This window comes from Pseudonocardia sp. P-1 (genome assembly GCF_058111925.1).
Genome location: NZ_CM176614.1, coordinates 3,877,302 through 3,902,478 on the forward strand (window position 1 = coordinate 3,877,302; position 25,177 = coordinate 3,902,478).

General features: G+C 73.8%; 23 protein-coding genes, 1 tRNA gene and 2 pseudogenes. 13 read left to right on the forward strand and 13 right to left on the reverse strand.

The features are described 5' to 3' along the window. Positions 1–2 precede the first annotated feature (2 nt). The gene (locus AC0GKK_RS19065) at positions 3–980 is read left to right on the forward strand and encodes a polyprenyl synthetase family protein (RefSeq protein WP_062403804.1); all 978 of its coding nucleotides are present in this window, start codon (positions 3–5) and stop codon (positions 978–980) included. A gap of 168 nt (positions 981–1,148) precedes the next feature. On the opposite strand, the pseudogene rarD reads toward AC0GKK_RS19065, so the two are convergent. After that, positions 1,149–1,898, reverse strand: a pseudogene (gene rarD, locus AC0GKK_RS19070) (EamA family transporter RarD); the annotation flags it as partial. An 832-nt stretch (positions 1,899–2,730) separates the two neighbouring features. Between rarD and AC0GKK_RS19075 the strand changes: the two are divergent. After that, on the forward strand, positions 2,731–3,345 hold the full coding sequence (locus AC0GKK_RS19075) for a sunset domain-containing protein (protein WP_489882249.1): 615 nt from the start codon (positions 2,731–2,733) through the stop codon (positions 3,343–3,345). A gap of 77 nt (positions 3,346–3,422) precedes the next feature. On the opposite strand, the gene AC0GKK_RS19080 is transcribed toward AC0GKK_RS19075, so the two are convergent. The 3 genes from AC0GKK_RS19080 to AC0GKK_RS19090 all read right to left on the reverse strand — a co-directional run bounded on the left by AC0GKK_RS19080 (position 3,423) and on the right by AC0GKK_RS19090 (position 7,305). Next, complete coding sequence (locus tag AC0GKK_RS19080; protein ID WP_482638393.1) at positions 3,423–4,478, reverse strand: 2-oxoacid:ferredoxin oxidoreductase subunit beta; 1,056 nt, start codon at positions 4,476–4,478, stop codon at positions 3,423–3,425. Then, positions 4,475–6,406 (reverse strand): 2-oxoacid:acceptor oxidoreductase subunit alpha, encoded by a 1,932-nt coding sequence (locus AC0GKK_RS19085; protein WP_489882250.1) that lies wholly within the window; start codon positions 6,404–6,406, stop codon positions 4,475–4,477. Before AC0GKK_RS19085 ends, AC0GKK_RS19080 begins: the two co-directional genes overlap by 4 nt. 125 nt (positions 6,407–6,531) lie before the next feature. Beyond that, positions 6,532–7,305, reverse strand: a complete 774-nt coding sequence (locus AC0GKK_RS19090; protein WP_251786718.1) for an enoyl-CoA hydratase — start codon at positions 7,303–7,305, stop codon at positions 6,532–6,534. Between the two features lie 37 nt (positions 7,306–7,342). Here AC0GKK_RS19090 and AC0GKK_RS19095 point away from each other — a divergent pair, with 37 nt between their 5' ends. The 4 genes from AC0GKK_RS19095 to AC0GKK_RS19110 all read left to right on the forward strand — a co-directional run bounded on the left by AC0GKK_RS19095 (position 7,343) and on the right by AC0GKK_RS19110 (position 11,247). Next, positions 7,343–7,846, forward strand: a complete 504-nt coding sequence (locus tag AC0GKK_RS19095) for a PaaI family thioesterase (RefSeq protein ID WP_251786717.1) — start codon at positions 7,343–7,345, stop codon at positions 7,844–7,846. A gap of 97 nt (positions 7,847–7,943) precedes the next feature. Next, positions 7,944–8,804: a zinc metalloprotease HtpX gene (gene htpX, locus AC0GKK_RS19100; protein WP_073576528.1), complete on the forward strand. Its 861-nt coding sequence runs from the start codon at positions 7,944–7,946 to the stop codon at positions 8,802–8,804. 651 nt (positions 8,805–9,455) lie between these two features. After that, positions 9,456–9,740, forward strand: a complete 285-nt coding sequence (locus AC0GKK_RS19105) for a hypothetical protein (protein WP_489882251.1) — start codon at positions 9,456–9,458, stop codon at positions 9,738–9,740. Between the two features lie 28 nt (positions 9,741–9,768). Continuing rightward, positions 9,769–11,247, forward strand: coding sequence for an amidase (locus AC0GKK_RS19110; RefSeq protein ID WP_482638747.1), 1,479 nt, complete (start codon positions 9,769–9,771; stop codon positions 11,245–11,247). A 695-nt stretch (positions 11,248–11,942) separates the two neighbouring features. Here the strand turns inward: AC0GKK_RS19110 and AC0GKK_RS19115 are convergent. Then, complete coding sequence (locus AC0GKK_RS19115; RefSeq protein WP_062397949.1) at positions 11,943–12,434, reverse strand: YajQ family cyclic di-GMP-binding protein; 492 nt, start codon at positions 12,432–12,434, stop codon at positions 11,943–11,945. Between the two features lie 97 nt (positions 12,435–12,531). Here AC0GKK_RS19115 and AC0GKK_RS19120 point away from each other — a divergent pair. Further along, a tRNA-Tyr gene (locus AC0GKK_RS19120) sits at positions 12,532–12,613 on the forward strand. A 122-nt stretch (positions 12,614–12,735) separates the two neighbouring features. Here AC0GKK_RS19120 and AC0GKK_RS19125 read toward each other — a convergent pair. From AC0GKK_RS19125 to AC0GKK_RS19145, 5 genes are all read right to left on the reverse strand, one after another. Then, positions 12,736–12,900, reverse strand: a complete 165-nt coding sequence (locus tag AC0GKK_RS19125; RefSeq protein ID WP_489882252.1) for a hypothetical protein — start codon at positions 12,898–12,900, stop codon at positions 12,736–12,738. A 172-nt stretch (positions 12,901–13,072) separates the two neighbouring features. Further along, positions 13,073–13,825: an ANTAR domain-containing protein gene (locus tag AC0GKK_RS19130; RefSeq protein ID WP_489882253.1), complete on the reverse strand. Its 753-nt coding sequence runs from the start codon at positions 13,823–13,825 to the stop codon at positions 13,073–13,075. Positions 13,826–14,654: 829 nt separating this feature from the next. Then, positions 14,655–15,089, reverse strand: coding sequence for a cupin domain-containing protein (locus AC0GKK_RS19135; RefSeq protein WP_208818979.1), 435 nt, complete (start codon positions 15,087–15,089; stop codon positions 14,655–14,657). Between the two features lie 277 nt (positions 15,090–15,366). After that, positions 15,367–16,035 carry a cation efflux transmembrane domain-containing protein gene (locus AC0GKK_RS19140; protein WP_345654656.1) on the reverse strand — a complete coding sequence of 223 codons (669 nt, stop codon included), beginning with the start codon at positions 16,033–16,035 and terminating at the stop codon, positions 15,367–15,369. Continuing rightward, on the reverse strand, positions 16,032–16,388 hold the full coding sequence (locus AC0GKK_RS19145) for an ArsR/SmtB family transcription factor (RefSeq protein ID WP_405414912.1): 357 nt from the start codon (positions 16,386–16,388) through the stop codon (positions 16,032–16,034). Before AC0GKK_RS19145 ends, AC0GKK_RS19140 begins: the two co-directional genes overlap by 4 nt. Before the next feature lie 864 nt (positions 16,389–17,252). Between AC0GKK_RS19145 and AC0GKK_RS19150 the strand changes: the two genes are divergently transcribed. Continuing rightward, a complete protein-coding gene (locus AC0GKK_RS19150; protein ID WP_405414914.1) occupies positions 17,253–17,621 on the forward strand; it encodes a hypothetical protein in 369 nt (122 codons plus the stop codon). A gap of 148 nt (positions 17,622–17,769) precedes the next feature. Here AC0GKK_RS19150 and AC0GKK_RS19155 read toward each other — a convergent pair whose 3' ends face one another. Continuing rightward, positions 17,770–19,407, reverse strand: a complete 1,638-nt coding sequence (locus AC0GKK_RS19155; protein WP_405414916.1) for a CocE/NonD family hydrolase — start codon at positions 19,405–19,407, stop codon at positions 17,770–17,772. Positions 19,408–19,498: 91 nt separating this feature from the next. On the opposite strand from AC0GKK_RS19155, the gene AC0GKK_RS19160 reads away from it, so the two are divergent. Further along, a complete protein-coding gene (locus tag AC0GKK_RS19160) occupies positions 19,499–20,665 on the forward strand; it encodes a GNAT family N-acetyltransferase (protein WP_489882254.1) in 1,167 nt (388 codons plus the stop codon). A gap of 19 nt (positions 20,666–20,684) precedes the next feature. Then, entirely contained in the window at positions 20,685–20,894 is a 210-nt protein-coding gene (locus tag AC0GKK_RS19165) for an FDXHR family putative zinc-binding protein (RefSeq protein WP_202417011.1), read from the forward strand. 63 nt (positions 20,895–20,957) lie between these two features. On the opposite strand, the gene AC0GKK_RS19170 is transcribed toward AC0GKK_RS19165, so the two are convergent. Together AC0GKK_RS19170 and AC0GKK_RS19175 are read right to left on the reverse strand one after the other, a co-directional pair. Beyond that, positions 20,958–21,221 carry a hypothetical protein gene (locus AC0GKK_RS19170; protein ID WP_179761782.1) on the reverse strand — a complete coding sequence of 88 codons (264 nt, stop codon included), beginning with the start codon at positions 21,219–21,221 and terminating at the stop codon, positions 20,958–20,960. A 499-nt stretch (positions 21,222–21,720) separates the two neighbouring features. Beyond that, positions 21,721–22,161, reverse strand: a pseudogene (locus AC0GKK_RS19175) (patatin-like phospholipase family protein); the annotation flags it as partial. A 332-nt stretch (positions 22,162–22,493) separates the two neighbouring features. Here AC0GKK_RS19175 and AC0GKK_RS19180 point away from each other — a divergent pair. From AC0GKK_RS19180 to AC0GKK_RS19190, 3 genes are all read left to right on the forward strand, one after another. After that, a complete protein-coding gene (locus tag AC0GKK_RS19180; protein ID WP_179761784.1) occupies positions 22,494–23,294 on the forward strand; it encodes a class I SAM-dependent methyltransferase in 801 nt (266 codons plus the stop codon). 217 nt (positions 23,295–23,511) lie between these two features. After that, positions 23,512–24,762: a serine hydrolase domain-containing protein gene (locus AC0GKK_RS19185; protein ID WP_073576872.1), complete on the forward strand. Its 1,251-nt coding sequence runs from the start codon at positions 23,512–23,514 to the stop codon at positions 24,760–24,762. Continuing rightward, positions 24,759–25,163: a phage holin family protein gene (locus AC0GKK_RS19190; RefSeq protein WP_073576508.1), complete on the forward strand. Its 405-nt coding sequence runs from the start codon at positions 24,759–24,761 to the stop codon at positions 25,161–25,163. Before AC0GKK_RS19185 ends, AC0GKK_RS19190 begins: the two co-directional genes overlap by 4 nt. Positions 25,164–25,177 lie beyond the last annotated feature (14 nt).

The following is a 25,177-nucleotide window of genomic DNA, read 5'->3' on the forward strand; positions in this document are numbered from 1 at the left end:
GGATGGCCGATCCGGTCCTGGCCGAGGCCACCGCTGACGGGCTCAAGCGGGTCGAGGACCTGCTGCACCGCGAGGTGCACAGCGACTACGAGTTCGTCACCGAGACCTCGTTGCACCTGATCGACGCGGGGGGCAAGCGGTTCCGTCCGCTGTTCACGCTGCTCGCGGCGCAGGTGGGACCGCATCCCGAACGCGACGAGGTGATCACGGCGGCCGCCGTGGTGGAGCTGATCCACCTGGCGACGCTGTACCACGACGACGTGATGGACGAGGCGTCCATGCGGCGGGGCGCGGAGTCCGCGAACTCGCGCTGGGACAACTCGATCGCGATCCTGACCGGGGACTTCCTGTTCGCGCACGCGTCGCGGCTGGTCGCCGACCTGGGGCCGGACGCGGTGCGGATCATCGCCGAGACGTTCGCGCTGCTCGTGACCGGTCAGATGCGCGAGACCCGCGGCCCCAAGGCGTCCGACGACCCGGTGCAGCACTACCTGCGGGTGGTCGCGGAGAAGACCGGGTCGCTCATCGCGACCTCGGGCCGCTACGGCGGCATGTTCTCCGGCGCACCCGCCGAGCACGTCGAGGCGCTGCGGACCTTCGGCGAGGTCATCGGGGCGGCGTTCCAGATCTCCGACGACATCATCGACATCGCGTCGCCGTCGGACGACTCGGGCAAGACGCCCGGCACCGACCTGCGCGAGGGCGTGCACACCCTGCCGATGCTCTACGCCCTGCGGGACGGCGACGACTCCGCCGACGCGCGCAGGCTGCGTCAGCTGCTGGCCGCCCCGATCAGCGACGACGACGAGGTGGCCGAGGCGCTGGAGCTGCTCCGCTCCGGTGACGCGCTGGTCAAGGCCCGCGAGACCGTCGCCGGGTACGCGGACCGGGCGCGCGCCGAGCTGGCGGTGCTGCCGCCGTGCCCGGCGATCGAGGCGCTGCGGACGCTGACCGACTACACGGTGGAGCGGGTGGGCTGAGGCGCCGGTGGGCGTCGCCGTCGCAGCAGGTCGACGGTGAAGAACCACCAGCGCCAGCCAGACGAGGGCGAACCCGGCCCAGCGGGCCGGGGCCATCGTCTGGCCGACCACCAGCACGCCCCACAGGAACTGCAGTGTGGGGTTGATGTAGAGCAGCACCCCGAGGGTCGTGAGCGGCAGCCGTCGCGCCGCGGAGCCGTAGAGCAGCAGCGGCAGCGCCGTCGCCGGGCCCGCGGACAGCATGAGCAGCAGGTGCCACGGGCCGTGCCCGGTGAACGTGCCGCCGCCGGAGAGCGCCACGACGACGAGGAACACCGCGGCCGGCACGACGAGTACGAGGCCCTCCGCGGTCAGCCCGGCCGCGGCGGGCAGCGGCGCGGTCGCCTTGAACAGCCCGTAGATCCCGAACGAGCAGGCCAGCGCCATCGACAGCCACGGCACCGTGCCGTTCCCGACGGCGATGACGACGACGGCCGTCGCCGCCAGCCCCAGCGCCACCCACTGCGCGGGCCGCAGCCGCTCCCGCAGGACGAGGACGCCGAACAGCACCCCGACCAGCGGGGTCATGTAGTAGCCGAGCGCGGACTCGACGACCAGGCCCGCCGACACGCCCCAGATGAACAGGCCCCAGTTCACCGCGATGAACACCGCGGCGGCGGCCGTCGCGAGCCATCCGCGGACACCGAGCCCGCGCACGTCGCCCCAGCCGCGCAGCACGGTCAGCACCAGCGACATCAGCACCGCGGTCCACAGCACGCGGTGGGCGAGCACCTCCGGCGGCGCCGCGGGGTCCAGCAGCGGCCAGAACGCCGGGAACAGGCCCCACAGGACGTACGCGCCGACGCCCGCGGTGAGCCCGGCGGGGTGCCGCTCACTCCGTTCGGGTGTGGTTCGTTCGGGGGAACGGGCGGTGGTCATGGTCGCTTCGGGTGGTCGGTCACGGGCACGATGATCCGGTACGGGTGTGCTCCCGCGCGAGACGACGGCGGGGCGGGCACGATCCGTGATACCAAGCACGGCGACAGCGGTCCGGGACGGTCCCGGGCGGACGGAGGTCCGGCATGGGCTGGATGTGGGTACTGCTGGCGGTGCTCGTGGTCCTGATGGTGGCGGGGGTACTGGTGTCCCGTCGCCGCGGAGGGACCGTCGAGGGCGGTCCGGAGGCCACGGGGACGCCCGACACGGCGGAGGTGCCCGACGGGCCGGGCCCGGGGCGCGACCCCGGGACCGTGGCGCTGTTCGACACCGCGGGGGTGGTCGACCCGTCCGCCGCGGCGGCCGGGTCGCACGCGCCGTCGCCGGACGTCGCACCGCAGCCCTCCTCGGCGGACGGTGCGGAGGAGTGGTCCGGCCCGGGGCGACCGCGGGCGGGCCCACCGGGACCAGCGATGCGCCGGCCGGGCACGGGCTGTCCGACGGGACGGAGGACGACCCGGCGCCCGGGACGCGGCCACCGGACGTCGCGCCCGGAGCCACGGCGACGGCCCCGGACACGTCCGGTCCCGATGTGTCGGATCGCGGTGCCGCCGGAGACGGAGCCGACGGGGACGTCGTCACGGCGGGCGGGACCGGCCCGGGTGGCGGCGACAGGCCCACGTCCGACGGTGCCGTTGCCCTGTCCCAGGACGGTGCGGCCCACGACGGTGCGGCCCACGACGGCACAGCCCCGGACGGCACAGCCCTGGACGGCACAGCCCTGGACGGCACAGCCCTGGACGGCACAGCCCCGGACGGCACAGCCCACGAGGGCGTGGCCCAGGTCGGTGTGGCCCAGGTCGGTGCGGTGCAGAACGGTGCGGGCCACGACGGTCCGGTGGACGACGGCGCGGCCGGCCCCGTCTCGATCCCGGGCGAGCCGGGCAGCGCCGCCACGGCCCCCGAGGTCCCCCTCCCGCGCCCCGAGAGCGACCCGGCGTCGCCGGAGGGATCGGCCGAGGACGACGAGCCGGCCGGCCGCCACGCCCTGCGCGACGACGTCGAACCGGCCCCGCTGCCCGAGCCGGGCCCCGCGCCGGCCGACGACGGCCCGCCCGCACCGCTGCCGATCCCGTCGCGGCCGCGACAGGGCGCCGGCGGCTCGGCGCTGGCGGCGCTCGACTCCATGATCATCGGCCCGTCCGCGGCGTCCGCGCCGCTGCCCCCGGGTGTGCGGCCCGGCCCGTACCCGGACTCGGTGCTCGCCCCCACCGACGGCGGCGACCCGCCCGAGACGCACCGGGTGAAGGTGCACAGCGGTTCGCGGCGGTTCCACCCGCCCGAGTCGCCGTACTACGTCCGCACCCGCGCGGACCTGTACTTCACCGCGGAGGGCGCCGCACGGGCGGCCGGGTTCATCGCCTGGCACGAACGCCCCGGGGCCCGCTGAGACCCACCGCCTCCGGACACACGACGGCCCCGGTACTCCGAGGAGTACCGGGGCCGCGGTGTGTCACGGGCCGGGACCTAGACGATGGTCCAGGTGTCGCGGCCGTTCAGCAGGGCCTGCAGGTCCGCGTCGGGCTTGGCGTCCTTGGCCGCTTGGACCTGGGCGCGGGCGGCGTCGTCGTAGGTGGTGCGGTCGGTGTTGCGGAAGATCCCGGTGACGGTGTGGGTGAGGTCCTGGTCCGAGAGCCGGGACAGGGCGAAGGCCAGCTCGTGGTCGGCGGCGTCGTGCACGACGATCTGCGAGGCGTCCACCGAGGCGGTCTCGACGACCTTGAGCTTGAACCCGTCCTGCACGACGGCGTGCGAACCCTCGGCGCCGAAGACGATCGGCTCACCGTGGACGACGGGGATGAGCCGGTTGTCGGTGTCGCCCTTGCGGAGCACGTCGAAGCTGCCGTCGTTGAAGATGGGGCAGTCCTGGAAGATCTCGACCAGGGCGGAGCCGCGGTGCTCGGCGGCGGCCTGCAGCACGGCGGTGAGGCTCTTGCGGTCGGAGTCCAGGGCCCGTCCGACGAAGCTCGCCTCGGCCCCGAGGGCCAGCGAGATCGGGTTGAACGGGTGGTCCAGCGATCCCATCGGGGTGGACTTGGTGACCTTCCCGACCTCGGAGGTCGGGGAGTACTGGCCCTTGGTCAGCCCGTAGATCCGGTTGTTGAACAGCAGGATCTTGATGTTGACGTTCCGGCGCAGCGCGTGGATCAGGTGGTTGCCGCCGATCGAGAGGGCGTCGCCGTCACCGGTCACGACCCAGACGCTGAGGTCCTCGCGGCTGGTCGCGAGACCGGTCGCGATGGTCGGGGCGCGGCCGTGGATGGAGTGCATCCCGTAGGTGTTGAGGTAGTACGGGAACCGCGAGCTGCAGCCGATGCCGGAGACGAAGACGGTGTTCTCGCGCTTGATCCCCAGGGTGGGGAGGAACTGGCGGACGGCGGCGAGGACGGCGTAGTCGCCGCAGCCGGGGCACCAGCGGACCTCCTGGTCGGAGGTGTAGTCCTTCGCGGTCTGCTTCGCGTCCGTGGTCGGGACGCCGTCGAGGCCGCCGATGGACGGCAGGCCCAGGTCGGTGGCGGTCATGCCTGCGCTCCAGTGGTCTCGTTGGCGATGTCGGACGCCGACTCCGGGTGCTTGCCGGTGAGGTAGTCCAGGAACACGTCCTGGAGCTCCTCGGCGCCGAACGGGAGCCCGGCGACCTTGGTGTAGCTCTTGACGTCGACCAGGTGCTCGGCGCGCAGCAGCATGGCGAGCTGACCGAGGTTCATCTCGGGGCAGAGCACCGTGCGGTAGCCGCCCAGGATCTCGCCGAGGTTGGCCGGCATCGGGTTGAGGTTGCGCAGGTGCACCGTGGCGACGGAGTGGCCCAGCTTGCGCACGCGCCGCGCCGCGGCGTTGATCGGGCCGTAGGTCGAGCCCCAGCCGATGACGAGGAAGTCCGCGTCGCCGTCGGGGTCGTCGACCACGAGGTCGGGGACGTCGATGCCGTCGATCTTGGCCTGGCGCAGCCGGACCATGCGGTCGTGGTTGTCGGGGTCGTAGGAGATCGAGCCGCGCCCGTCGGCCTTCTCCAGCCCACCGACCCGGTGCTCCAGCCCGGCGGTGCCCGGGATCGCCCACGGCCGGGCCAGGGTCTCGGGGTCACGCAGGTACGGCCAGAACTCCCCGGACCCGTCGGGGGCGTTGGGTTCGGTCGCGAACCCCGGGTCCACCGTCGGCAGCGACTCGACGTCGGGGATCTTCCACGGCTCGGAACCGTTGGCCAGCGCCCCGTCCGACAGCAGCATGACCGGGGTGCGGTACTTCACCGCGATCGCGGCGGCCTCGACCGCGGCGATGAAGCAGTCCCCCGGCGTGCAGGGGGCGATCACCGGCAGCGGCGCCTCCCCATTGCGCCCGTGCAGGGCCTGGAGCAGGTCGGCCTGCTCGGTCTTGGTCGGCAACCCCGTCGAGGGCCCACCCCGCTGCACGTCGATGACCAGCAGCGGCAGCTCCAGGGCGACGGCCAGGCCGACGGTCTCGGCCTTGAGCGCGATCCCCGGCCCCGACGTGGTGGTCACGCCGAGTGCCCCGCCGAAGGCTGCGCCGAGGGCGGCACCGACACCGGAGATCTCGTCCTCGGCCTGGAACGTGGTCACGCCGAAGGCCTTGTGCTTGGACAGCTCGTGGAGGATGTCCGAGGCCGGCGTGATCGGGTACGTGCCCAGGAACACCGGCAGGCTCGTCGTCCGCCCCGCGGCGATGAGCCCGTAGGCCAGGGCGACGTTCCCGGTGATCTGCCGGTAGGTCCCCGGTGCCAGGCGGGCCGGCGCGACCTCGTAGGTCACCGCGAACGCCTCGGTCGTCTCCCCGTAGGCGTGCCCCGCGCGGAACGCCAGGACGTTGGCCTCGGCGATGTCGGGCTTCTTCGCGAACTTCTCCCGCAGGAACCGCTCGGTCGACTCCGAGGGGCGGTGGTACATCCAGGACAGCAGACCCAGGGCGAACATGTTCTTCGCCCGCTCGGCGTCCTTCTTCGACAGCCCCGTCTCCTCCAGAGCCCCGCGGGTCAGGGTCGCCATCGCGACCCCGTGCACCGCATAGGGCTCGAGCGAGCCGTCCTCCAGCGGGTTCGCCGCGTAGCCGACCTTGGTCAGATTCCGCTTCGTGAACTCGTCGGTGTTGACGATCAGCACCCCGCCCTGGGGCAGGTCGCCGATGTTGGCCTTCAGCGCCGCCGGGTTCATCGCGACCAGCACGTCGGGGCGGTCACCGGGGGTCAGGATGTCGTAGTTCGCGAAGTGCAGCTGGAACGACGACACCCCCGGCAGCGTCCCGGCAGGCGCCCGGATCTCAGCGGGGAAGTTCGGCAGCGTCGACAGGTCGTTGCCGAAGTTCGCGGTCTCGGAGGTGAAACGGTCACCCGTCAGCTGCATGCCGTCGCCGGAGTCGCCGGCGAACCGGATGACCACCCGGTCGCGCTGCACGACCTCGGAGTCGCGTGCCTCGACGGGAGTGTCGCTGGTCGTCATGGGCTGATGGTCCCCAGTTCGGCGTCGAATTGTCCCTCGATACATCGAGGTTAACTCCCGGTTCGGCCCCCTGTCCGGAGACCCGGGATCACGTCACATAACCCGGATTACGTTCGTGACGACAGTCACTTCTTGCTGATCTTCTTCTGCAGCGCCGCGACGCGCTCCGCGAACGCCTCGGAGTGCACCGTCTCGGCCTGCGCGCGGACCTCGACGTCGGTGGCGTCGGCGTGCGCGGTGAGCCGGGAGGTGATCCGCATCGTCGCCTTGGTGGTGACGATCAGATCCCGCGGTGCGGCGGCCGCCCGGCCCGCGAGCTCGTGGGCGCCTGCCATCAGGTCCTCGTCGCTGTCGTAGGCGCGCCAGGCCAGGCCGACGCGCTCGGCCTCGCGGGCGTCGAGGACGTCGCCGAACAGGGTCATCGCCGCGGTGCCCTGGGCGCCGAGGGCGCGCTGGGCCATCCACGTGTAGCCGCCGCCGGGGTGCAGGCCCAGCTGCATGAAGCGGACGTCGAACCTCGCGGTCGGGCCGGCCAGCCGGACGTCGCAGGCCAGTGCCAGGTTGATCCCGGCGCCGACGGCGGCGCCGTTGACCGCGGCCAGGGTCGGCAGCGGGGACGAGGCGATGGCGAGGAATCCGGAGTAAACGCGCTTGAGCGTGGCCGGGTCGGCCTCCTGCAGCTCGGCGAGGTCACCGCCCGCGCAGAAGGCGGGTGCCTGCCCGGTGACGACGATCGCACCGACCGAGTCGTCGGCGTTCGCGGCCTCGACGGCGGCGACGAGCTTCTGCGAGAGGTCCAGGTTCAGCGCGTTGCGTCGTGCCGGGTTGGACACGGTGAGCACCGCGACACCGTCGGTGACCTCGGTGCGGACCTCTGTCGTGACATCGCCGTCGCTCATGGGCCCGACTCTTCCACGCCGGGTTAGCCTCCCGCACGTGACGGGTGCACAGGTGACCGGGCGGGCCGAGCTGCCCCGCCACCACGCCGGCTGCTTCGCCTGCGGTGACGGCCCCGGCGGGCTGCGGATGCGCTTCGCCGATCCCGGCCCCGACTCCGACGGGCGGGCCCGGGTGACGGGGGCGGTCGTCGTCGCCGACGCGCACGAGGGCGCGCCCGGGCTGGTGCACGGCGGGGTGCTGGCCGCGGCGATGGACGAGCTGTTCGGCGCGCTCCAGCACCACCTCGACGGCCACTACGTGACCGCGGAGCTGACCACCCGCTACCGGGCGCCGGTGCCGCTCGGCACGACGCTGCACCTCGACGCGGTGATCGAGTCGGTCGACGGGCGCAAGCTGTGGGTCCGCGGCACGGGCAGGCTCGACGCCCCGGACGGCACCGTCGCGGTGTCGGCGACGGCGCTCTTCCTCGGCGTCACGCTCGACCACTTCCGCCGCCACGCCCCCGAGGGCACCCGCTTCCGGGAGCGGCACGCGCGCTGAGCCGCGGCCGGGGCGGGTCACACCCGGGAACGCGGCGCCCGGTTCGTCCGTTGACCCGGGTGACCCCCGCAGGACCGCACGGAAAGGCGACCCCGGCGTGCACAGCCACATGAACGGTCTGAAGACGGCCGTCCTCCTCGGCGCGATGAGCGCCCTGATCCTCGCGATCGGCGGGGTCCTGGGCGGGCGCGGCGGACTGGTCATCGCGCTCGTCATCGCGTTCGCGGTGAACGGGTGGGCCTACTTCAACTCGGCGAAGACGGCGCTGCGGTCCATGCACGCCCAGCCGATCACCGAGGCCGAGTACCCGCAGCTGTTCCGGATCGTCCGCGAGCTGAGCCAGCGGGCCCGCCAGCCCATGCCGTCGCTGCACATCAGCCCGACCGACGCGCCGAACGCGTTCGCCACGGGCCGCAACCCGCGGCACGCCGCGGTCTGCGTCACCACCGGTCTGCTGCACCTGCTCGACGAGCGCGAGCTGCGCGCCGTCATCGGCCACGAGCTCAGCCACGTCTACAACCGCGACATCCTGATCTCCTCGATCGCCGGTGCGCTCGCCTCGGCGGTGTCGTTCCTCGCGAACTTCGCGATGTTCGCCTCGATCTTCGGCGGCGGCGACGAGGACCGCCCGAACCCGATCGCGATCATCCTGGTCGCGATGCTGGGGCCGATCGCGGCCGGCGTCGTGCAGATGGCCGTCAGCCGGTCCCGGGAGTACCAGGCCGACGCGTCGGGCGCCGAGCTCACCGGCGACCCGCTGGGCCTGGCCTCGGCGCTGCACAAGCTCAAGTACGGCACCGCGGCCGCTCCGCTGCCCCCGGACCCGCGGCTCACCGCGCAGTCGCACCTGATGATCGCCAACCCGTTCCGGCCCGGCGAGAAGATGGCGAGGTGGTTCTCCACCCACCCGCCGATCGAGGACCGGATCGCGCGGCTCCAGCAGATGGCCCGCCGCTGAGCGGACCGTTCCGGGGGTGGTTGCGTGTCCCCGGGTCGCTGTTCCGTAACGGTTCGGGGTACCGCGAGCGATGGAACTCCCAGAGCAGAGCTCCCCCTGCGGAAGAGGACCCATGAGCGAGACCCCGTCCCAGAAGCCCCGCCACGCGCTCACCGACACCGGTGGGACGCCGTCGGTGCCGCTCCGGGGCGGCCCGGTCGAGGTGCCGTCACCGGCGCGCCCGGGGGACGACGTGGTCACCGGGACCGGCCCGGGGGAGCAGGTCGCGCTGCCGGCGGCCCGGTCGTCCTCGGACGCCGACGCACCGGTCGCCGCCGACGTCCCGGCCTCCTCCGCCCCGGACTCCGACACGGACACCGCGGCCGCGCCCACCCCGGACGCGGAGCCGGAGACGCCGGAGCTCCGTGCCCCCGTGCGGCCGCGCCGGACACGGCGCCCGGCGGCGGGTCCTCCGACTACGCACCCACCACCGCGCTGCCCGTCGTCCCGCGTCCCCGCGACGCGGCCGGTCCCGGCCGGCAGCGGCCGGTCGGCGTCCCGCCCCGGCAGGCCCCGGGCGCCTACGTCCCCGGGCAGTACGCCGCGGCGGCCCCGCGACACCCGTTCCGACCGACGGCGCCCCGGCAGCCCGTGGCGGGCCGGCCCCCGGCGGTGCAGCGCCCGCCCGCGCGATTCCCGTCGGGACCCGCAGCACAGGCCCCGGCCGTCCAGCGGCTCCCCGAGCCGTTCCGCGCGGCGCCGCTGCCCGAGGGCGGCGGCACCCGAACCTCCGGTGGTTTCCGGCTGCCCGACTTCCCGGCCCGCACCCGGCCGGTGCTGCCCGCCGTCCTGGGCGCGGCGGCCGCGGTCGTCCTGGCCCTCGGTGTCGTCGCCGGGGTCACCGGCACGTCCGACGCGTCGCCGGCGCCCGCGCCCGCCCCGGTGTCCACTCCCTGACCGATCTGCTTGTATCCCCGCCGTGGGGATCTCCTGGGACGACTACCGCAGCCACGACGCCGTCGGGCTGGCCGCACTCGTCGCCGCGGGTGAGGTGAGCGCGGCCGACCTGCTGGAGGCCGCCGTCGCTCGCGCCGACGCCGTCGAGCCGGGCCTCAACGCCATCCGGCTGCGCCTCGACGACGCCGCCCGCTCCCGCGCACGTGGCCCGCTGACCGGGCCGTTCGCGGGCGTCCCGTTCCTGGTGAAGGACCTCGCCCAGCACATCGCCGGGGTCCCGACGGCGTCCGGCTCCCGTCCGCTCGCCGACCACCCGCGCCCCGAGACCTCGACGGTGGTCCGGCGCTGGACCGAGGCCGGTCTCGTCGTGTTCGGACGGACCGCCACGCCCGAGTTCGGTGCCCGCGCCGTCACCGAACCCGCGCTCGGCGGCCCGACCCGCAATCCGTGGGACCCCGGCCGCACCCCCGGCGGCAGCTCCGGCGGGTCCGCCGCGGCCGTCGCCGCCGGGATCGTCCCTGCGGCCGGCGCGAGCGACGGCGGCGGCTCCATCCGCATCCCGGCCGCCGCCTGCGGGCTGTTCGGGCTCAAGCCCGGCCGCGGCGTGACGCCGTCCGGGCCGGACGTCGCCGAGGGCTTCCACGGCGCGGCGGTGCAGGGTGTGCTGTCGCGGACCGTGCGGGACTCCGCGGCCCTGCTCGACGTGACGGCCGGTCCGGAACCGGAGGGCCCCTACGTCGTGCGTCCGCCGGAGCGCCCGTACGTCGACGCCGTCCGGGACGACCCGGCGCCGCTGCGGATCGGGCTGGCCACCGCCGCGCCGCTGGGCACCGACGTGGACCCCGAAGCGGTCGCCGCGGCCACCGACGCCGCCGAGCTGCTGACCTCGCTCGGTCACGTCGTGGAGGAGTCCGCCCCCGCCCTCGACGGCCGGGCGCTGGCCACCGACTTCCTCACCACCTGGTTCTCCACGATCTCGGCGCAGGTGGCGTCGGCGCGGGCGCTGACCGGCTGCGGCGACGACGCCTTCGAGACCGAGACCCGGGTGATGGCCGCGATCGGCCGCGCCACCCCCGCGCCGGACTACCTCGCCGCGCTCGCCCGCCGCCAGGACCACACCCGCGCGCTGGCCGCGTTCCACGAGCGCTACGACCTGCTCCTCACCCCGACCCTGGCCCGGCCGCCGTGGCCGATCGGGGAGCTGGCACTGCCCGCCCCGGCCCGGATCGGCGCGCAGGCGCTGCTGCGGGCCGGCGCATCCGGCCTGTTCGGACGGCTCGGCCTGGTCGAGAGCCTGGTCGACGCCAACTTCGCCCCGGTGCCCTACACCCAGCTGGCGAACCTGACCGGGCGGCCCGCGTCGTCGGTGCCGCTGTACCGGACGGCGTCCGGGCTGCCGCTGGGCGTGCAGTTCGTCGGGCGGCCGGGGTCCGAGCCGCTGCTGCTCGCCCTGGCGGCGCAGCTGGAGCGGGCGCGGCCGTGGGCGCACCTGCGGCCCGCGGTCTAGGGGTCGACGAGCCGCGCGAGTTCCCGCACACCCGCTCCCGCTGCACTCCGGCCACGGCCGGGGCGTGGTGCAGCAGACCGTCGACGGCGTGCACCAGGGTGCGCGCGAGCCCGTCCGGGTCCGCCGTGCCGGGCCGCCGTGACAGGTGGAACGCGACCTCCCGGACGCAGTCCTCCCGCAGCGCCTCGACGGCCGCGACGCCGTGCGGGTCGCGAACGCGGCGAACAGAGCCGGCGTTCGGCGCTGTGCGCGCGGTCTCGCGTCGGGCCTGCTCTTCGCGGTGGGGCACGTCGTTCTCGCCACGACCGTGACCGATCTCGGATGGCCGCTCGTCGTGTCCACCGCCGCGGAGGGACCGGTGTGCGCGTGGGTGCGGCACGGGCACGGCGTGCTGGCCGCGACCCTCACGCACGGGACGGTGATCCTGGGTCTCGCCTCGGTGCTGTGGACGGCCCCCGGTGACAGCGGGACACATCGGGCGTCGCGGATCACGCACCAGGACCGTTCCCGACCGCGTCACCGTCCGGGGTCGGTGTGCCCGAGAGGCCGCGGCGGGACGCATCGAGGGATGTGCGTCCGGCCGGGAGCCGGCCCGCCCGCCCGCGACCCGACCACCACGATCGGCGACAGCCTGTCGAGCGTGGGCGTGTGGCGTGGCGGGCGGGAGGTGTCCGGCCGTGCCGGGGCCGGCCCGGCTACCGGTAGTTGGTGAACTGCAGCGCGATGCCGAAGTCCTTGGACTTGAGCAGCGCGATGACGGCCTGCAGGTCGTCCTTCTTCTTGCCCGAGACGCGCAGCTGGTCGCCCTGGATCTGGGCCTGGACGCCCTTGAGCTTCTCGTCGCGGATGGCCTTGCTGATCTCCTTGGCCTTGTCCTGCGCGATGCCCTGCAGGATCTTGCCGCCGGCCTTGTAGGCCTTGCCCGACAGCTGGGGCTCGTCCACCTCGAGGGCCTTCAGGCTGATCGAGCGCTTGATCAGCTTCTCCTTGAACACCTCGATCCCGGCGAGCAGCCGCTCCTCGGTGTCGGACTCGAAGGTCACGGCCTCCTCGCCGGCCCATGCGACCGTCGTGTTGGTGCCGCGGAAGTCGAAGCGCTGCGACAGCTCCTTCGCGGCCTGGTTCAGGGCGTTGTCCACCTCCTGGCGCTCCACCTTGCTCACGACGTCGAACGACGGGTCGGCCATCGGTCACTCCCTCGGGGTCGGTCGGGGCCCCCTCGTCGGGGGCCGTCGGTCGTGTCGTATCCTCGTTCACGCACTCAGCGAGAGCGACGTGCACCCCGGCTGGTTGCCCGAGCGGCCAAAGGGAGCGGACTGTAAATCCGTCGGCGTAGCCTTCCCAGGTTCGAATCCTGGACCAGCCACAGCAGGTGAAAGAGACCCCCGACCAGCGGGAACGCTGGAACCGGGGGTCTCTTTCGTCGTCCGGGTCCGTCCGGCTCTGACCGGGCTTCTACGGGTGTTCACGGACGCATCACGGACGCGATCATGAACGGCCGTCGCGGAGAGCCTGCTCGACCCGGCGGCGCAGAGCGTCGTCCTGACCGGCGATGCACTTCGCGTAGACCCGCAGCAGGACGTTGACGCTGTGCCCGGCCCACTGGGCGACCTGGGTGGCCGGGACGCCCCCGTTGAGCCACGTCGACACCACGGCGTGCCGGAGGTCGTACGGACGGCGGGCGAGCGGCGAAGTGGCCTCCTCCGGCGAGAGCGCGGCCAGCCGGGCAGCGGCCCACAGACGCCCGTAGTGGCTCTCGGAGAGAGCACCGCCACGGGCCCCGCGGAACAGGCGACCGTCCGATGTGGTGCCGCGCCCGTCCTCGCTACCGTGCCAAGTCGGGGCCAGATCCCGATCGCGCCTGCGGCACCGTCATCGCCCGTGCTTCCGCCTCACGACAGAGAACCTCGGCCACGTCGCAGAGCTTCATGTTGACGTCCTGCGAGGACCGCACCAGCAATCGGAAAGCGCTGTCATCGGTCAAGCGAAACCGCTCGATCAGGATTCCCTTGGCCCGCCCGATGACGTCGCGGCTCGTCAAAGCCTTCACGAGGTGCTCGGCGCGCTGCGCGCCGTACACCGCTACCGCGGCTTGTGTGACGAACGCGGCCATGATGCTGCGCGAGCGGTCGTCGCTGAACGCCCCGACCTCGTCCGACCACACCGTCATCGCACCGATCGGATGTTCCTCAGGGGCCATCGCGTGGCACAGGACGCTGCGCATCCCCGCACTGGCGGCGGCTGGGGCGAAGACCGGCCACCGATCGCCGGCCTCCGTGAAGTCGTCGATGACGACCTCACTCAGGGAACCGGCCGCGATGGCATCGATGCACGGCTCGTGTCCGCAGTCCACCATGACCCGGGCCAGCTCCGGGATGCGCTTGTCGGTGGCTGCGAGGCAGTGCAACCCCGACCGGTCCTGAGTGGTCAGCGCAGCCCATTTGGCGTGGGGTACCGCTCGCACCAGGTCATCGCAGATCCGGGTGTACTGCTGGTCTGTGTCCTGGTCAGCCCCCGGCTCGCTGAGGAGTCGCTCCGCTTGCGCCTGAAGGACCGAGTGCAGTTCTTGTGTCTCCACGAAGATCAGTGCCTCCTCGCTGATCGCGAACCGTCGGACTCACTCTGGCCTGATGAACCGTGCCATAACGCAGCTTGGAGAGTCAGTCTCCCGGCGCTGGTCAGACATCTTCGAGGGCTTGTACGACAAGGCCCCGGGCTCCGCCCGGACCCGACACCGCTCGGAGATCAGGGGACGTGCGGCGGGGCCGGTGATCTCCTCACCGCGCGCCGAGACGGCAGCCAGACCGGGGAGTGGGGTGCAAGGCGGGACCCCGTGCCCTGCACCCCACTCCCCGGCCTGGCAGGGGTGAACCCGCGCCGCGAGGAGATCACCAGCAGGCCGGGCATGTGGGGGAGAAGCCCCGTCGGTGCCGCTCACGGACGATACGCGGACGCGGGCGGGTGGTCCGTACTTAAGCCGCAGGTCAGGGCCGGTTTGGCAGCTCTCTGCAAATCCGTCGGCGTAGCCTTCCCAGGTTCGAATCCTGGACCAGCCACAGCAGGTGAAAGAGACCCCCGACCAGCGGAAACGCCGGCACCGGGGGTCTCTTTCGTCGTCCGGGCCCGTCCGGCTGTGACCGGGGTGTCCCGTTGAGCCGCGTCGACACCGCGGCGTGCCGGAGGTCGTGGGGGCGGTGGCCCGGCGTCTGTCGAGGGCTCCGCGTCCGGCGGTGCGGAGCCGGCCACGCCGCCGCCGTCGGCTCGCGCCCTCCACCTCCGACCCGGTCGCGGCCGCCGGAACCGGCCACCCGGCCCCGGTCGCCGAGCGAGCCCGGATGTCCGGCATCGGTGTCCACATGCGATCCGCTGCGTGCCCGTCGAGCCACCGCGCGATCATGTCCCGCGGGCTACTCGTCCCAGACGATCCCGACCGAGTCCAGACGCGGGCGGTCGAAGCCCCACAGGAACTCGAGCGTCTCCCGCGGACGGTCGTTGTGGATCCGGTGCGGTACCCCCGTGGGGATCCACAGAGCCGAACCGGGCTCACCACGGATGACCTCGTCGCCGATGGTGAACTGCGCCGACCCCCGGATGACGTAGTACCACTCGTCAGCGTGCGGGTGATGGTGGAGCAGGTGCACCTCGCCGGGGCTCAGCCAGGCCAGTCCGACCATCAGGCGCTCGGACCCGACGAGCTGCTCCGACACGAGTTCGATCAGCCGTCCCCGATCGCGCGGGTCACCGCCGGCGCTCATCCACGACTCGTTCCCGGCGTCGCCCTGGTCGACGACGGGTTGGTCCTGCGCCCTGACGTGGAACCTGCTCGACGTGCCGTCGCTCATCGACATCCCTCACGACTCGACCCGGCCGCCGAACGCCGGCCGCATCCCCGTTCGATCGGGGCTCTGCGGGCGGGCGGCGCAGACCCTGGCCGGCGCGGTGACCCGGAGCGGCCACCCCGGGCAGTCTCCGAGACGAGAAGTCCTGACGTCCATCTCGGGAATTCGGCCCTGATCGTGTTCGTGAGGTACACGATCCATCGCCAGGACGACGTCCAGGCGCGGGATCCGGCCGCACCCCTCGCCCGAGGGGTGTCCACATCGTGGTGGCTCCGGACCGTCAGCGGCAGCAGCCGTCGGCGCGCGCGTCGGACGTCGCGACGGCGCCGGGCAGCGCGGCGCAGCAGCCCTCTCCCCGCCACGCGTTCCCGCCCTCGCGCACGGCCAGGCCCGCCAGCACCAGCGCGGCGACGGGGTCGGCCCACCACCAGCCGAGGGTGGTGTGGAGAACGAGCCCGACGAGCACCGCGGCCGACAGGTAGGTGCACAGCAGCGTCTGCCGGGAGTCGGCCACGGCGCTGGCCGAGCCGAGCTCGCGCCCCGCGCGCCGCTGCGCCCACGACAGGAACGGCATGACCACAACACTGGCCGCGACCAGCACGATGCCCACCGTCGAACGGTCCGCCTCCGCCGCCCCGGACAGGCCCCGCAGCGCCTCGACGGTCACGTAGAGGGCGAGGGCGAAGAACGAGCACGCGATGACCCGCAGGGCGATGTGCTCGCGGCGGGCCGGGTCGCGGCCGGCGAACTGCCACGCCACGGCAGCGGCCGAGCTGACCTCGATGACCGAATCCAGTCCGAACCCGATCAGGGCGATCGAGGACGCGGCACGACCTGCGGCGATGGCGACCACGGCCTCGACCACGTTGTAGCCGATGGTGATCGCGACGAGCAGGCGGATGCGGCGGACGAGGACGGCGCGACGGTCGTCGGAGAGGGACAGGGTCACGACGCCCGTTCCCCGGTCTGTCCCGGTGCGCCGTAGGTAGGGCACAGCGCGACCGCGTCGCCGGTCTCGGCGAGCACCGTCTCGGCGCTGCGCAGGAGGTCGAGCAGCTCCGGGCGCACGAGGCGGTAGTAGGACTGGCGTCCCTCGGCCCGGGAGTCGATCAGGCGGCAGTCCCGCAGGCAGGCCAGGTGCTTCGACACCGTCGACTGGGCGAGACCCAGCTGGCGGGTCAGATCGACCACGCGGGCCTCACCCCGGCCGAGCCGCAGCACGATGGCCAGCCGTGCCGGGTCGGCCAGCGATCGGAACAGCGCCACCGCCGGGCCGACATCAGGGCAACAATTCATCGCCATGGGGCAATGTTAGTCAGAGAGAACGATGAAGAAACACCGTGAGCCGGTCTCAGCGGGCGGGCCCCGGTGTCCGGTCCGTTCCCGGGCCGTTCTCAGGGGCCACTCGTCGTGGCCGGCCGCAGCATCGACCAGGTGCGGGGCCCGCCGCGCGGCCGGTCGACCTCGGCGGTGACCCGGGAGCCGGGGCGGGTGCGGAGCCGCACGTCCGACGCGAGCGAGGGCCGGGAGTCCGTCGCGGTCCACCCGGCCCGGCCCGTGCGGGACACCGACCTCGCGCACCAGCAGCTCCTGGCCGGCGCCCGGGCGTCGCGAGTGCTCGACCGCATCGATCGTGTGACGGGTGAACGGGTGGTCGAGGAGCGCCGCGCAGAGCAGTTCCGCGGCGGCGGGGACGTCGGAGGTCGTGGCGATCCCGGCGGTGCGTGTCGTCGGCGGCGGACGTCGACGGTGGCACGCCGCGCACGAGCCGGTTCCGGCCCACTCTTCCGGGGCGGATCCGTCCGTCGGGGGGTGCGATCCGGTGCCGGGAGTTCCCCCGGGTCAATACGACAGGGTGACGCGGTGACACGGCCGTGCAGAGGGTGCATCACGGAGCGTGTTCCGGGAAAAAGGTACGCGTCCGTTCGGGTCCACCGTGGTGACGATCCGTCGCGGACAGCGTCCGGAAGCGACGTCCACGCGGATTCCCGGCTGCCGGAAGAGAGCAATAACCTCGCGGGCAGTAATGCCCATCGTCCGATAGTGGTAGAAAGTTCGTTGGATCGGGGATGGACCGGATAGCGTTCTGTGCATCGGCGGGGCTCCCGAACCCACGCCGAACACGCCGGTCCGACATCGGACCCCGTACACGACGGAGAAATAACTGTGCTGAAGAAGGCTGGAATCCTGACCGCCGGCGTCACCGCTGGTCTGCTCGCCATCTCCCCGCTCGCCTTCGCGGGTGACGGCGGCTGGGACAAGGGCCACGGGCACGGCCACGGCGGCGACCGCATCAACGCCGACCAGATCAACAACCTGGAGAAGGACCGCGTCAGCGGCGACCAGACCGGTCTGGTCAACGTCGGCGACGTCAACGCCCTCAACAACGCCAACGTGCTCAGCTGCTCGCTGAACAGCGCCGACGTCGCCGCCAGCGTCCTCGGCATCCTGGGTGGCCAGGCCACCAACGGTGAGGACGCCCCGAGCTTCAGCGACTGCTCGCAGGGTGACAACCAGACCAACATCCAGGACTGAGTGCACCTGCACCACCGGGCACGATGACGGGACCGTCTTCCCGTCATCCGTGACCCTGCACTTCCGGAGATCCCCCGCTCTTCCGACCGGAGCGGGGGATATCCGCATTTCCGGGGACGACCGGAAAGACGAATGGTGGACCCGGAATTCAGGGGTGGTGCGGCAGGACCACGTGCGAGGGGTGCTCGGAATCGTGCAGGATCTCGTAGGAGATCCGTTCCCCGCCGACCGCGGTCGCCGTCCGTTCACCGGTTCCCGGGTTGCGGGCGAAGCGCGGGAACGCCGCGCCGGCGACCTGCACCCGGAGCCGGTGCCCGGCCCGCACGCGGTACCCGGTCGGGCTCAGCGTCATCCGGACGACCGTCGTGCCGTCCGGGGCGGTGGCCTCCCGGTCGGGCACCAGCCGGTGCATCGCGTCGGTGATGTTCATCGAGGTCCCGTCGGGGCCGACGTCGCACAGGCGTACGAACACGTCGCCGATCCCCGTCCCGGTCCGCACGTAGACCACGGCCGACACCGGACCGAGCAGGTCCAGGTCGGACTCCAGCGGCGGGCCGGTCCAGACGCACACGTCGTCGCGGGCCTCGACGGCGCGGTTGTCCAGCTGCTTGGACGGCGGCTGGAGCATCGGGCCCCCGACCGTCGGTGTCGGGTCGGCGGGGTCGTAGACGAACCGCGACGGCGGGGGTGTCCCGGCCGGCCGGTCCGGGCCCAGCCCGCCGTCGGCGTCGAGGTACCACTCGGTCGGGCGGGCCTCCGGCGGCGGCCAGCACGGCAGGTCGGTCCAGCGGTCGGCGTGCTGCACGTACACCCGGACCGGCGCGCGCTCGTCGTGCTCGCCGCCGTGCAGGTGCACGCCCAGCCAGTGGACCATCTCGTGGGCGATGGTCGACAGTGAGCCGCGGTCGCCGTGGGTCCACGGGCCGATCGTGATCCGCGCCGTCGCCCCGCCCCGCTGCAGCGCGGTGAAGTCCACCAGCTGACGGTCCAGGAACAGGTCCCACCAGCCGGTCACCATGCAGACCGGCGGCATCGCGGCGGCGTCGAAACCGTCGTGCTCGGCGGGCGCCCAGAACTCGCGCGGCTGCTCGGCGTGCTCGACGAAGTCCCGCCAGAACACCACCGGCGCCCCGGTCAGCGCGACGTCCGCGGCCTGCAGCGGCTGGGAGGTCACCGCGCGGCGCTTGCGACGGCTGAACACCGGCGTCGCGAGGAAGCCGGTGACCGCGCCGATGCGCTCCTGGCGGCCGATCTGGTTCACCCAGGTCGCGAGGTTGAGCAGGCCGGGCGCGCCGCCCGGGTAGAAGGTGCTGGTGAACTCCGACGCGGTGATGTCGGCGTTCATCGAGCACAGACCCGGGTCGGCGTAGGGGGCGACCGCCCACTGGGTGTGCCCGACGTAGCTGGGGCCGACCATCGAGACGCGGCCGTCGCACCAGCTCTGCCCGCGCACCCAGGCGAGCGTGTCCAGACCGTCGGAGCTCTCGTGCAGGAACGGGCGGAACTGCCCGCCCGAGCCGAAGGTGCCCCGGGTGGACTGCACCAGCACCTGGAACCCGCGGCGCGCCAGCAGCGAACCGATGATCGACCCGAGGCCGTCGCGGCCGTAGGGGGTGCGCATCAGCACCGTCGGACGCGGCCGGAGCGGGCCGGGGGCCCGGTAGAGGTCGGCGAGCAGGACGACACCGTCGGAGAGCGGGACCCGCAGGTCACGCTCGCGCACGTACGGCTCGTCGGCACCGAAGCCCAGCCTGCGGTCGACCAGTCGCTCCGTGAGCGCGGCCATGACACCTCCCCCTCGCCCGCCCCCTGCGGACAGGTCCGATCGTAGGAGAACCCGGTTGCCCCGACCGGGCGTGGCCGGTGACGGTGTCGACGTGACCGTCCCTCCCGTACTCACCGACGGGGTCGTGACCCTGCGCGCGCACACCGGATCCGACGTCCCCGGGATGCTCGAGGTGTACCGCGACCCCGACGTGCACCGCTGGACGTCGCTCGACCCGACCTCCGGGGAGGGCCGGGCCCGGGAGTGGATCGACCTCGCCCGTCGCCGGTGGGCCGACGGCCGTCAGTACGTGTGGGCGGTGGAGGCCGAGTGCGACGGCCGCCCGCGCTACGCGGGCTCGATCGACCTGCGTCGCGACCCGCTGCCGTCGGTCGGCTACCTGCTCGCGCCGTGGGCGCGCGGACGGGGGTTCGCGAGCCGTGCGCTGCGGCTGGCCGCGGACTGGGGCTTCGACGTCGCCGGGTTCGCCGCGCTGCACTGGGACTGCCGTGCCGGGCACGTCGCGTCCTGGCGGGTGGCACACGCCTGCGGGTTCCGGTTCGAGGGTGTCCGCACCCGCGCGCTGCGGGCCGGCGACGACCTCGTCGACGCCTGGACCGCCGTGCTGCTGCCCGGCACACCCGTCGCCGACCGGCCCCCGGCGACGACGTGGTGGCCGCACCCGGTGCTCGACGGCGACGGCGTCCGGCTCCGCCCGCCCACCGGGGCCGACCTCGCCCGGCACGTCGAGGCGTGCAACGACCCCCTCGCCCGCTGGTGGAGCGCCACCCTCCCGGTGCCCTACACCGACGACGACGCCCGTCGCTGGCTGCGCGACCACCCGCTGGAACGCTCCCTGGGCTCCGGTGTCGGCTGGGTGATCGCCGACCCGGACGACGACCGCTACCTCGGCACCGTCTCGGTGTTCGGCACCGACCGGGCCTACACCCCGACCGGTGGCGAGGTCGGCTACCGCGCCCACCCCGACGCCCGCGGCCGCGGCGCGGTGTCCGCCGCGGTCCGCCGGGTGGTGCGGCACGCGTTCACCCCGGTCGCCGACGGCGGGATGGGCCGGCACCGGCTGCAGCTCGGCGCCGCGGCGGACAACACCGCCAGCCGCCGCGTCGCCGAGCGCGCCGGGTTCCGGCTGTGGGGCCGCCCGCGGGCCGACGGTGTGCACGGCACGGAGAACGAGATCGTCGACGACGGGGTCTGGTACGACCTCCTCGCCACCGACCCGATCCCGGCGCCCACCGGAACTGTCGGGGGTGCCCCGTAGCCTGCCCGCCGTGCGGATCATGCGGATGTCCTGTTGCGGTACCGAGTGGGTGGGGCCGGACCGGGCGCACTGCTGCCGCCGGTTCGGCGGCTGCGGAGCCGTCTTCGACGACGCGCAGCTGTGGGACACCCACCGTCCCCGCGGGGTGTGCGTGACCGACCCGCGCGAGCTCGGCCTCGTCGCCACGCGCAACGGGATCTGGCAGCGGGCGCTCGACGCGGCGGGCTGACCCGACGCAGCGGACGCTCGACGCGGCGGGCCGGCTCGACACGGCGGGCCGAGGGGGACCGGGTCAGGGCGGCCCGCGGGTGATGCCGCGGAACACCGCCTCGTCCCGCCCGGGGTTGCGGACCCGGACCAGGTTCAGCCCGGTGAACCACAGCACCGACCCGGTACCGAAGGTCCGGCTCCCGCCCGCGGCGCAGCAGAGCTCGATCCGGCCGGCGTCGACCACGACGACGGCGCCCCGCCACTCGTCCTCGACGTGCGGGTGGACCTCGCCGGGGGCGAGCACGACGGTGCGGGTCCGCACCCGCGACGGCGCGTCGTCGTGCATGGGCCACCCCCCGGGTCCGGTGCGGGGCACGGTGCCCACACCGGTTCCGACCGCCCGGCCGCGCCGAAGTCATCGGCGCACGGGCAGGAGGGGGCTCAGGCCGCGGCGGCCGGGCCGTCGCGGACAGCACCGTCTCGTAGCCGATCCGGGCCGCGGCGGCGACCCGCCCGGGGTCGGTGGACAGGCCGTGGACGCCGGCGGGGGAGTGCGGACTCAGCGTCAGCAGGTGCGCCCCGGCCCGGTCCGGGTGCGCGGCGTCGGCGAGCAGGGGCAGGCACTCGCCGTGCCGGGCGGCGTCCTGCGCCATCCGGCCCAGGCCCGGCGCGAGCCGGTCCAGTGAGCGGGCCCACAGCGGGGTGCGGGCGTCCGGCGGGATGCCGGTGAGGTCGTCGGCGGTGCGCGTGAGCAGGGCCAGGACGTGCGTGGCGCCGTCGCGCAGGGCCCGTGCGACCGGGAGCGGGTCGCCGACCGAGCCGTCGATGAAGTCCTCGGCGTCCTCGCCCGAGCCGACACGTACCGCGGGGCCCGCCAGCAGCGGGATCGCCGCCGTCGCCCGCATCGCGGCCCTCCACGTGGCCCCGTCGGGCAGCGCGGTCAGCACCCGCGGACGCAGGTCGACCGCACCGGTGACCACGACGTTCAGCGGGACCGGCGGGTCCACCAGCCGCGACCAGTCGGTGGGGAGGGAGTCGACCAGGATCCGGTCGAACAGGTGGTCCAGCGACACCATCGGGCGACGGGTGCCGAACCGGCGCGGGTCGATGAACTCGCGGCAGGCCATGTCCCGTTCGAACACCCGGGACACCTCGGCTCCGTGCCCCATGACCAGCGCCGTCCCGACGAACGCCCCGGCCGAGCTGCCCCACACCTCGTCGACGCCGGCGGCGAGCCCGAGGTCGGACAGCGCGTGCACCATCCCGGCCGCGTAGGAGCCGCGCATCCCGCCCCCGCCGACGACCAGCGCGATCCGTGCCCCGTCGGCGTGCCGGCCGGGGCGGCGCCCGGTGTCGCGGCGGCGCTCGAGCAGGCGCAGGACCTCGGCGTCGCCGTGCGCGGCGGAGGTGAGGAGGGCGGGGGGCACGCCCCCATCATGGAGGTCCGCGGCCCGGCGGCGGCGGCGACCCGGTGTCCGGGGACCGCTCACGAGCCACCGACCGCGGGCCGTCCACCGCCCGGCGCCTCCCGGGTCGGGTGCCTCGCCTGCCAACTAGTACGTTCGCGCGACCAGCGCCGACGCCCTCGCGGAGGCCCGCTGGAGGGGGGAAGGACACCGTGACGCAACGACGCCGCCCGCGGTTGCAGGCGCTCGAGGCGACGTCACTGCCCGCGGCACACGCCAGGGCCCGCGACGCCCGTCGCCGCCATCCGGTGGTCGGGGACCACGCCGCCGCCGTCGTCGCGGACGACCTCGACCTGGGCTCGGCGCCCGGGCGGGCCGACACGCTCTCCACGCTGCTGCGGGTCGCCGTCCTCGACGAGTGGGTGCGCGGGTTCGCACGACGGCACCCGGGCGGGACCGTCGTCGAGCTGGGACCGGGGCTGGGTGACCGCGCGGGACGGCTCGGCGACGACGGCCCGGCGCACTGGGTCGACGTCGAGCTGCCCGGGGTGGCCGAGCTGCGCCGCGAGCTGCTGGCGGGCCCGGCGCACCTGGTGGCCGGGTCCGCGCTCGACGAGGACTGGCTGGAGCTGGCCCGCGACCTGCCGGGCCCGCACCTGGTCGTCTCCGACCGGGTGCTGACGCTGCTGCCCGAGCAGGGCGTGCAGCGGATCGTGTTCACCGCCGCGCGGATGCTCCCGGGCGCCGAGCTCGTCACCGACCTGCTGTCCCGGGGCGCGGCCGGGCGGCTCGCCGCGGGCCCGCTGCGCGAGCTGGAGGTCGACTGGACCTGCGAGGACCCGCGCGAGCTGGAGCCGTGGGGGCTGCGCCTGGCCGCCTCCTGCGACGCCGCGTCCCCACCCGCCGAGGTCGCGGCCCGGCTGCCGCGGGCGTCGCGGGCACTGGCGGCGGCGCTGCGGGCGACCGCGCTGCGCGGCGAGCGCCTGGCCCGCTACGAGATCGTGCCGGTCTGAGCCGCTCGGGTCCGCGTCGCTCCGGCCCGGCCGCGCCGTGGCCCGCCCGGGCTCCCCGTTCGGACCGGCCACGACGCGCGGGCGGGCACCGGCCCCCGCCGGCGTCCGCGTGCCCCGCAGGGCACTCCCGGTAGTACGAGCGGGCGTCCGCGGGGTGACGCGCCGGGCCGCAGGATCGTCAGAACTGTGGACGCGGCCCGCGGGTAGGGTCGTGATCGTGACCTCCCCGACCTTCGGCACGCTCGAGGCGGACCCGGCGGAGGTCGGCCTCGACCCCGCCCGGCTGGCCCGGATCGACAGCCACTTCCGCCGCTACGTCGACGACGGCCGCCTCGCCGGCGCGACGATCGCCGTCGCCCGGCACGACCGGCTCGCGCACCTGACCCACCTCGGCGTCCGCGACCTCGACTCCGCCGCTCCGGTGACCGACGACACGCTCTGGCGCATCTACTCGATGACCAAGCCGATCACCTCGGTCGCGGTCCTGATGCTCGCCGAGCGGGGCGCCCTGGAGCTCACCGACCCGGTGTCGCGCTACATCCCGGCGTTCGCCGAGCAGCGCGTCTACCGCGGTGGCTCGGCGCTCAACCCGGGGACCGACGCGGCCGTCGAGCCGATGCGGGTGCACCACCTGCTGACCCACACCGCGGGCCTGACCTACGGCTTCCACCACGCCCACCCCGTCGACGAGATGTACCGCTCCAAGGGCTTCGAGTTCGGCGCCCCGTCCGGGATGGACCTCGCGGCCGCGAGCGAGCACTTCGCGTCGTTCCCGCTGCTGTTCCAGCCGGGTCGCGAGTGGAACTACTCGGTGGCCACCGACGTGCTCGGCCGGGTCGTCGAGGTCGCGTCCGGGCGCCGGCTCGACGAGTTCCTCCGCGAGGAGATCACCGGCCCGCTCGGGATGACCGACACCGCGTTCTGGGTGCCGGAGGGGTCCGCGCAGGCCGGCAGGCTCGCGACGCTCTACAACGCCCGCCCCGGCGGCGGTCTGGTCGAGAACAAGGTGCTCGCCCGGTCCGCGACCCGCGAGCCCACCTTCCTCTCCGGCGGCGGCGGACTGCTGTCCACCACCGGCGACTACCTGCGGTTCGCCCGGATGCTCGCCCGCGGCGGCGAGCTCGACGGCGCTCGCATCCTCGGCCCGCGCACCCTGGCCCGGGCCACCCGCAACCACCTGCCCGGCGGCGCCGACCTCGACACCGTCGGGCGGCCCATCTTCTCCGAGTCGGCGTTCGCCGGTGTCGGTTTCGGGCTCGGCTTCTCCGTCGTCGTCGACGGGGCGGCGACGAAGGGCTTCGCCAACGAGGGCACCTTCGCCTGGGGCGGGCTGGCCTCCACCGCGTTCTGGGTGGACCCCGTCGACGACCTGGTGGTCGTCTTCATGACCCAGCTCGTCCCCTCCAGCACCTATCCGATCCGATCCCAGCTCCAGACGCTGGTCCAGCAGGCGGTGACCGACCGATGACCCCACCGAGCCCCGTGCTCACCTTCACCATCCGCACGCTCGTCGTCGCCGCCTCGTTGTGGGTGGCGACGGTGCTGGTCGGCGGCATCCGGCTGGACAGCGCCGGCACCTCCACCTCGATCCTCACGTTGATCGGCGTGGCCCTGGTGTTCGGCCTGGTCAACGCCGTGGTCAAACCGATCGTGGCGACGCTGGGCTGCCCGCTCTACATCCTCACGCTGGGTCTGTTCGCGCTCGTGGTGAACGCGCTCATGTTCCTGCTGACGGGCTGGCTGTCGTCGGTGCTGAACCTGCCGTTCACCGTCGACGGGTTCTGGGCGGCGTTCTGGGGCGCGATCGTCGTCGGGATCGTGTCGTTCTTCCTGCACCTGGTGATCCCGGACCGGCTCGACAACCGCTGAGGCGACCGGCCGGG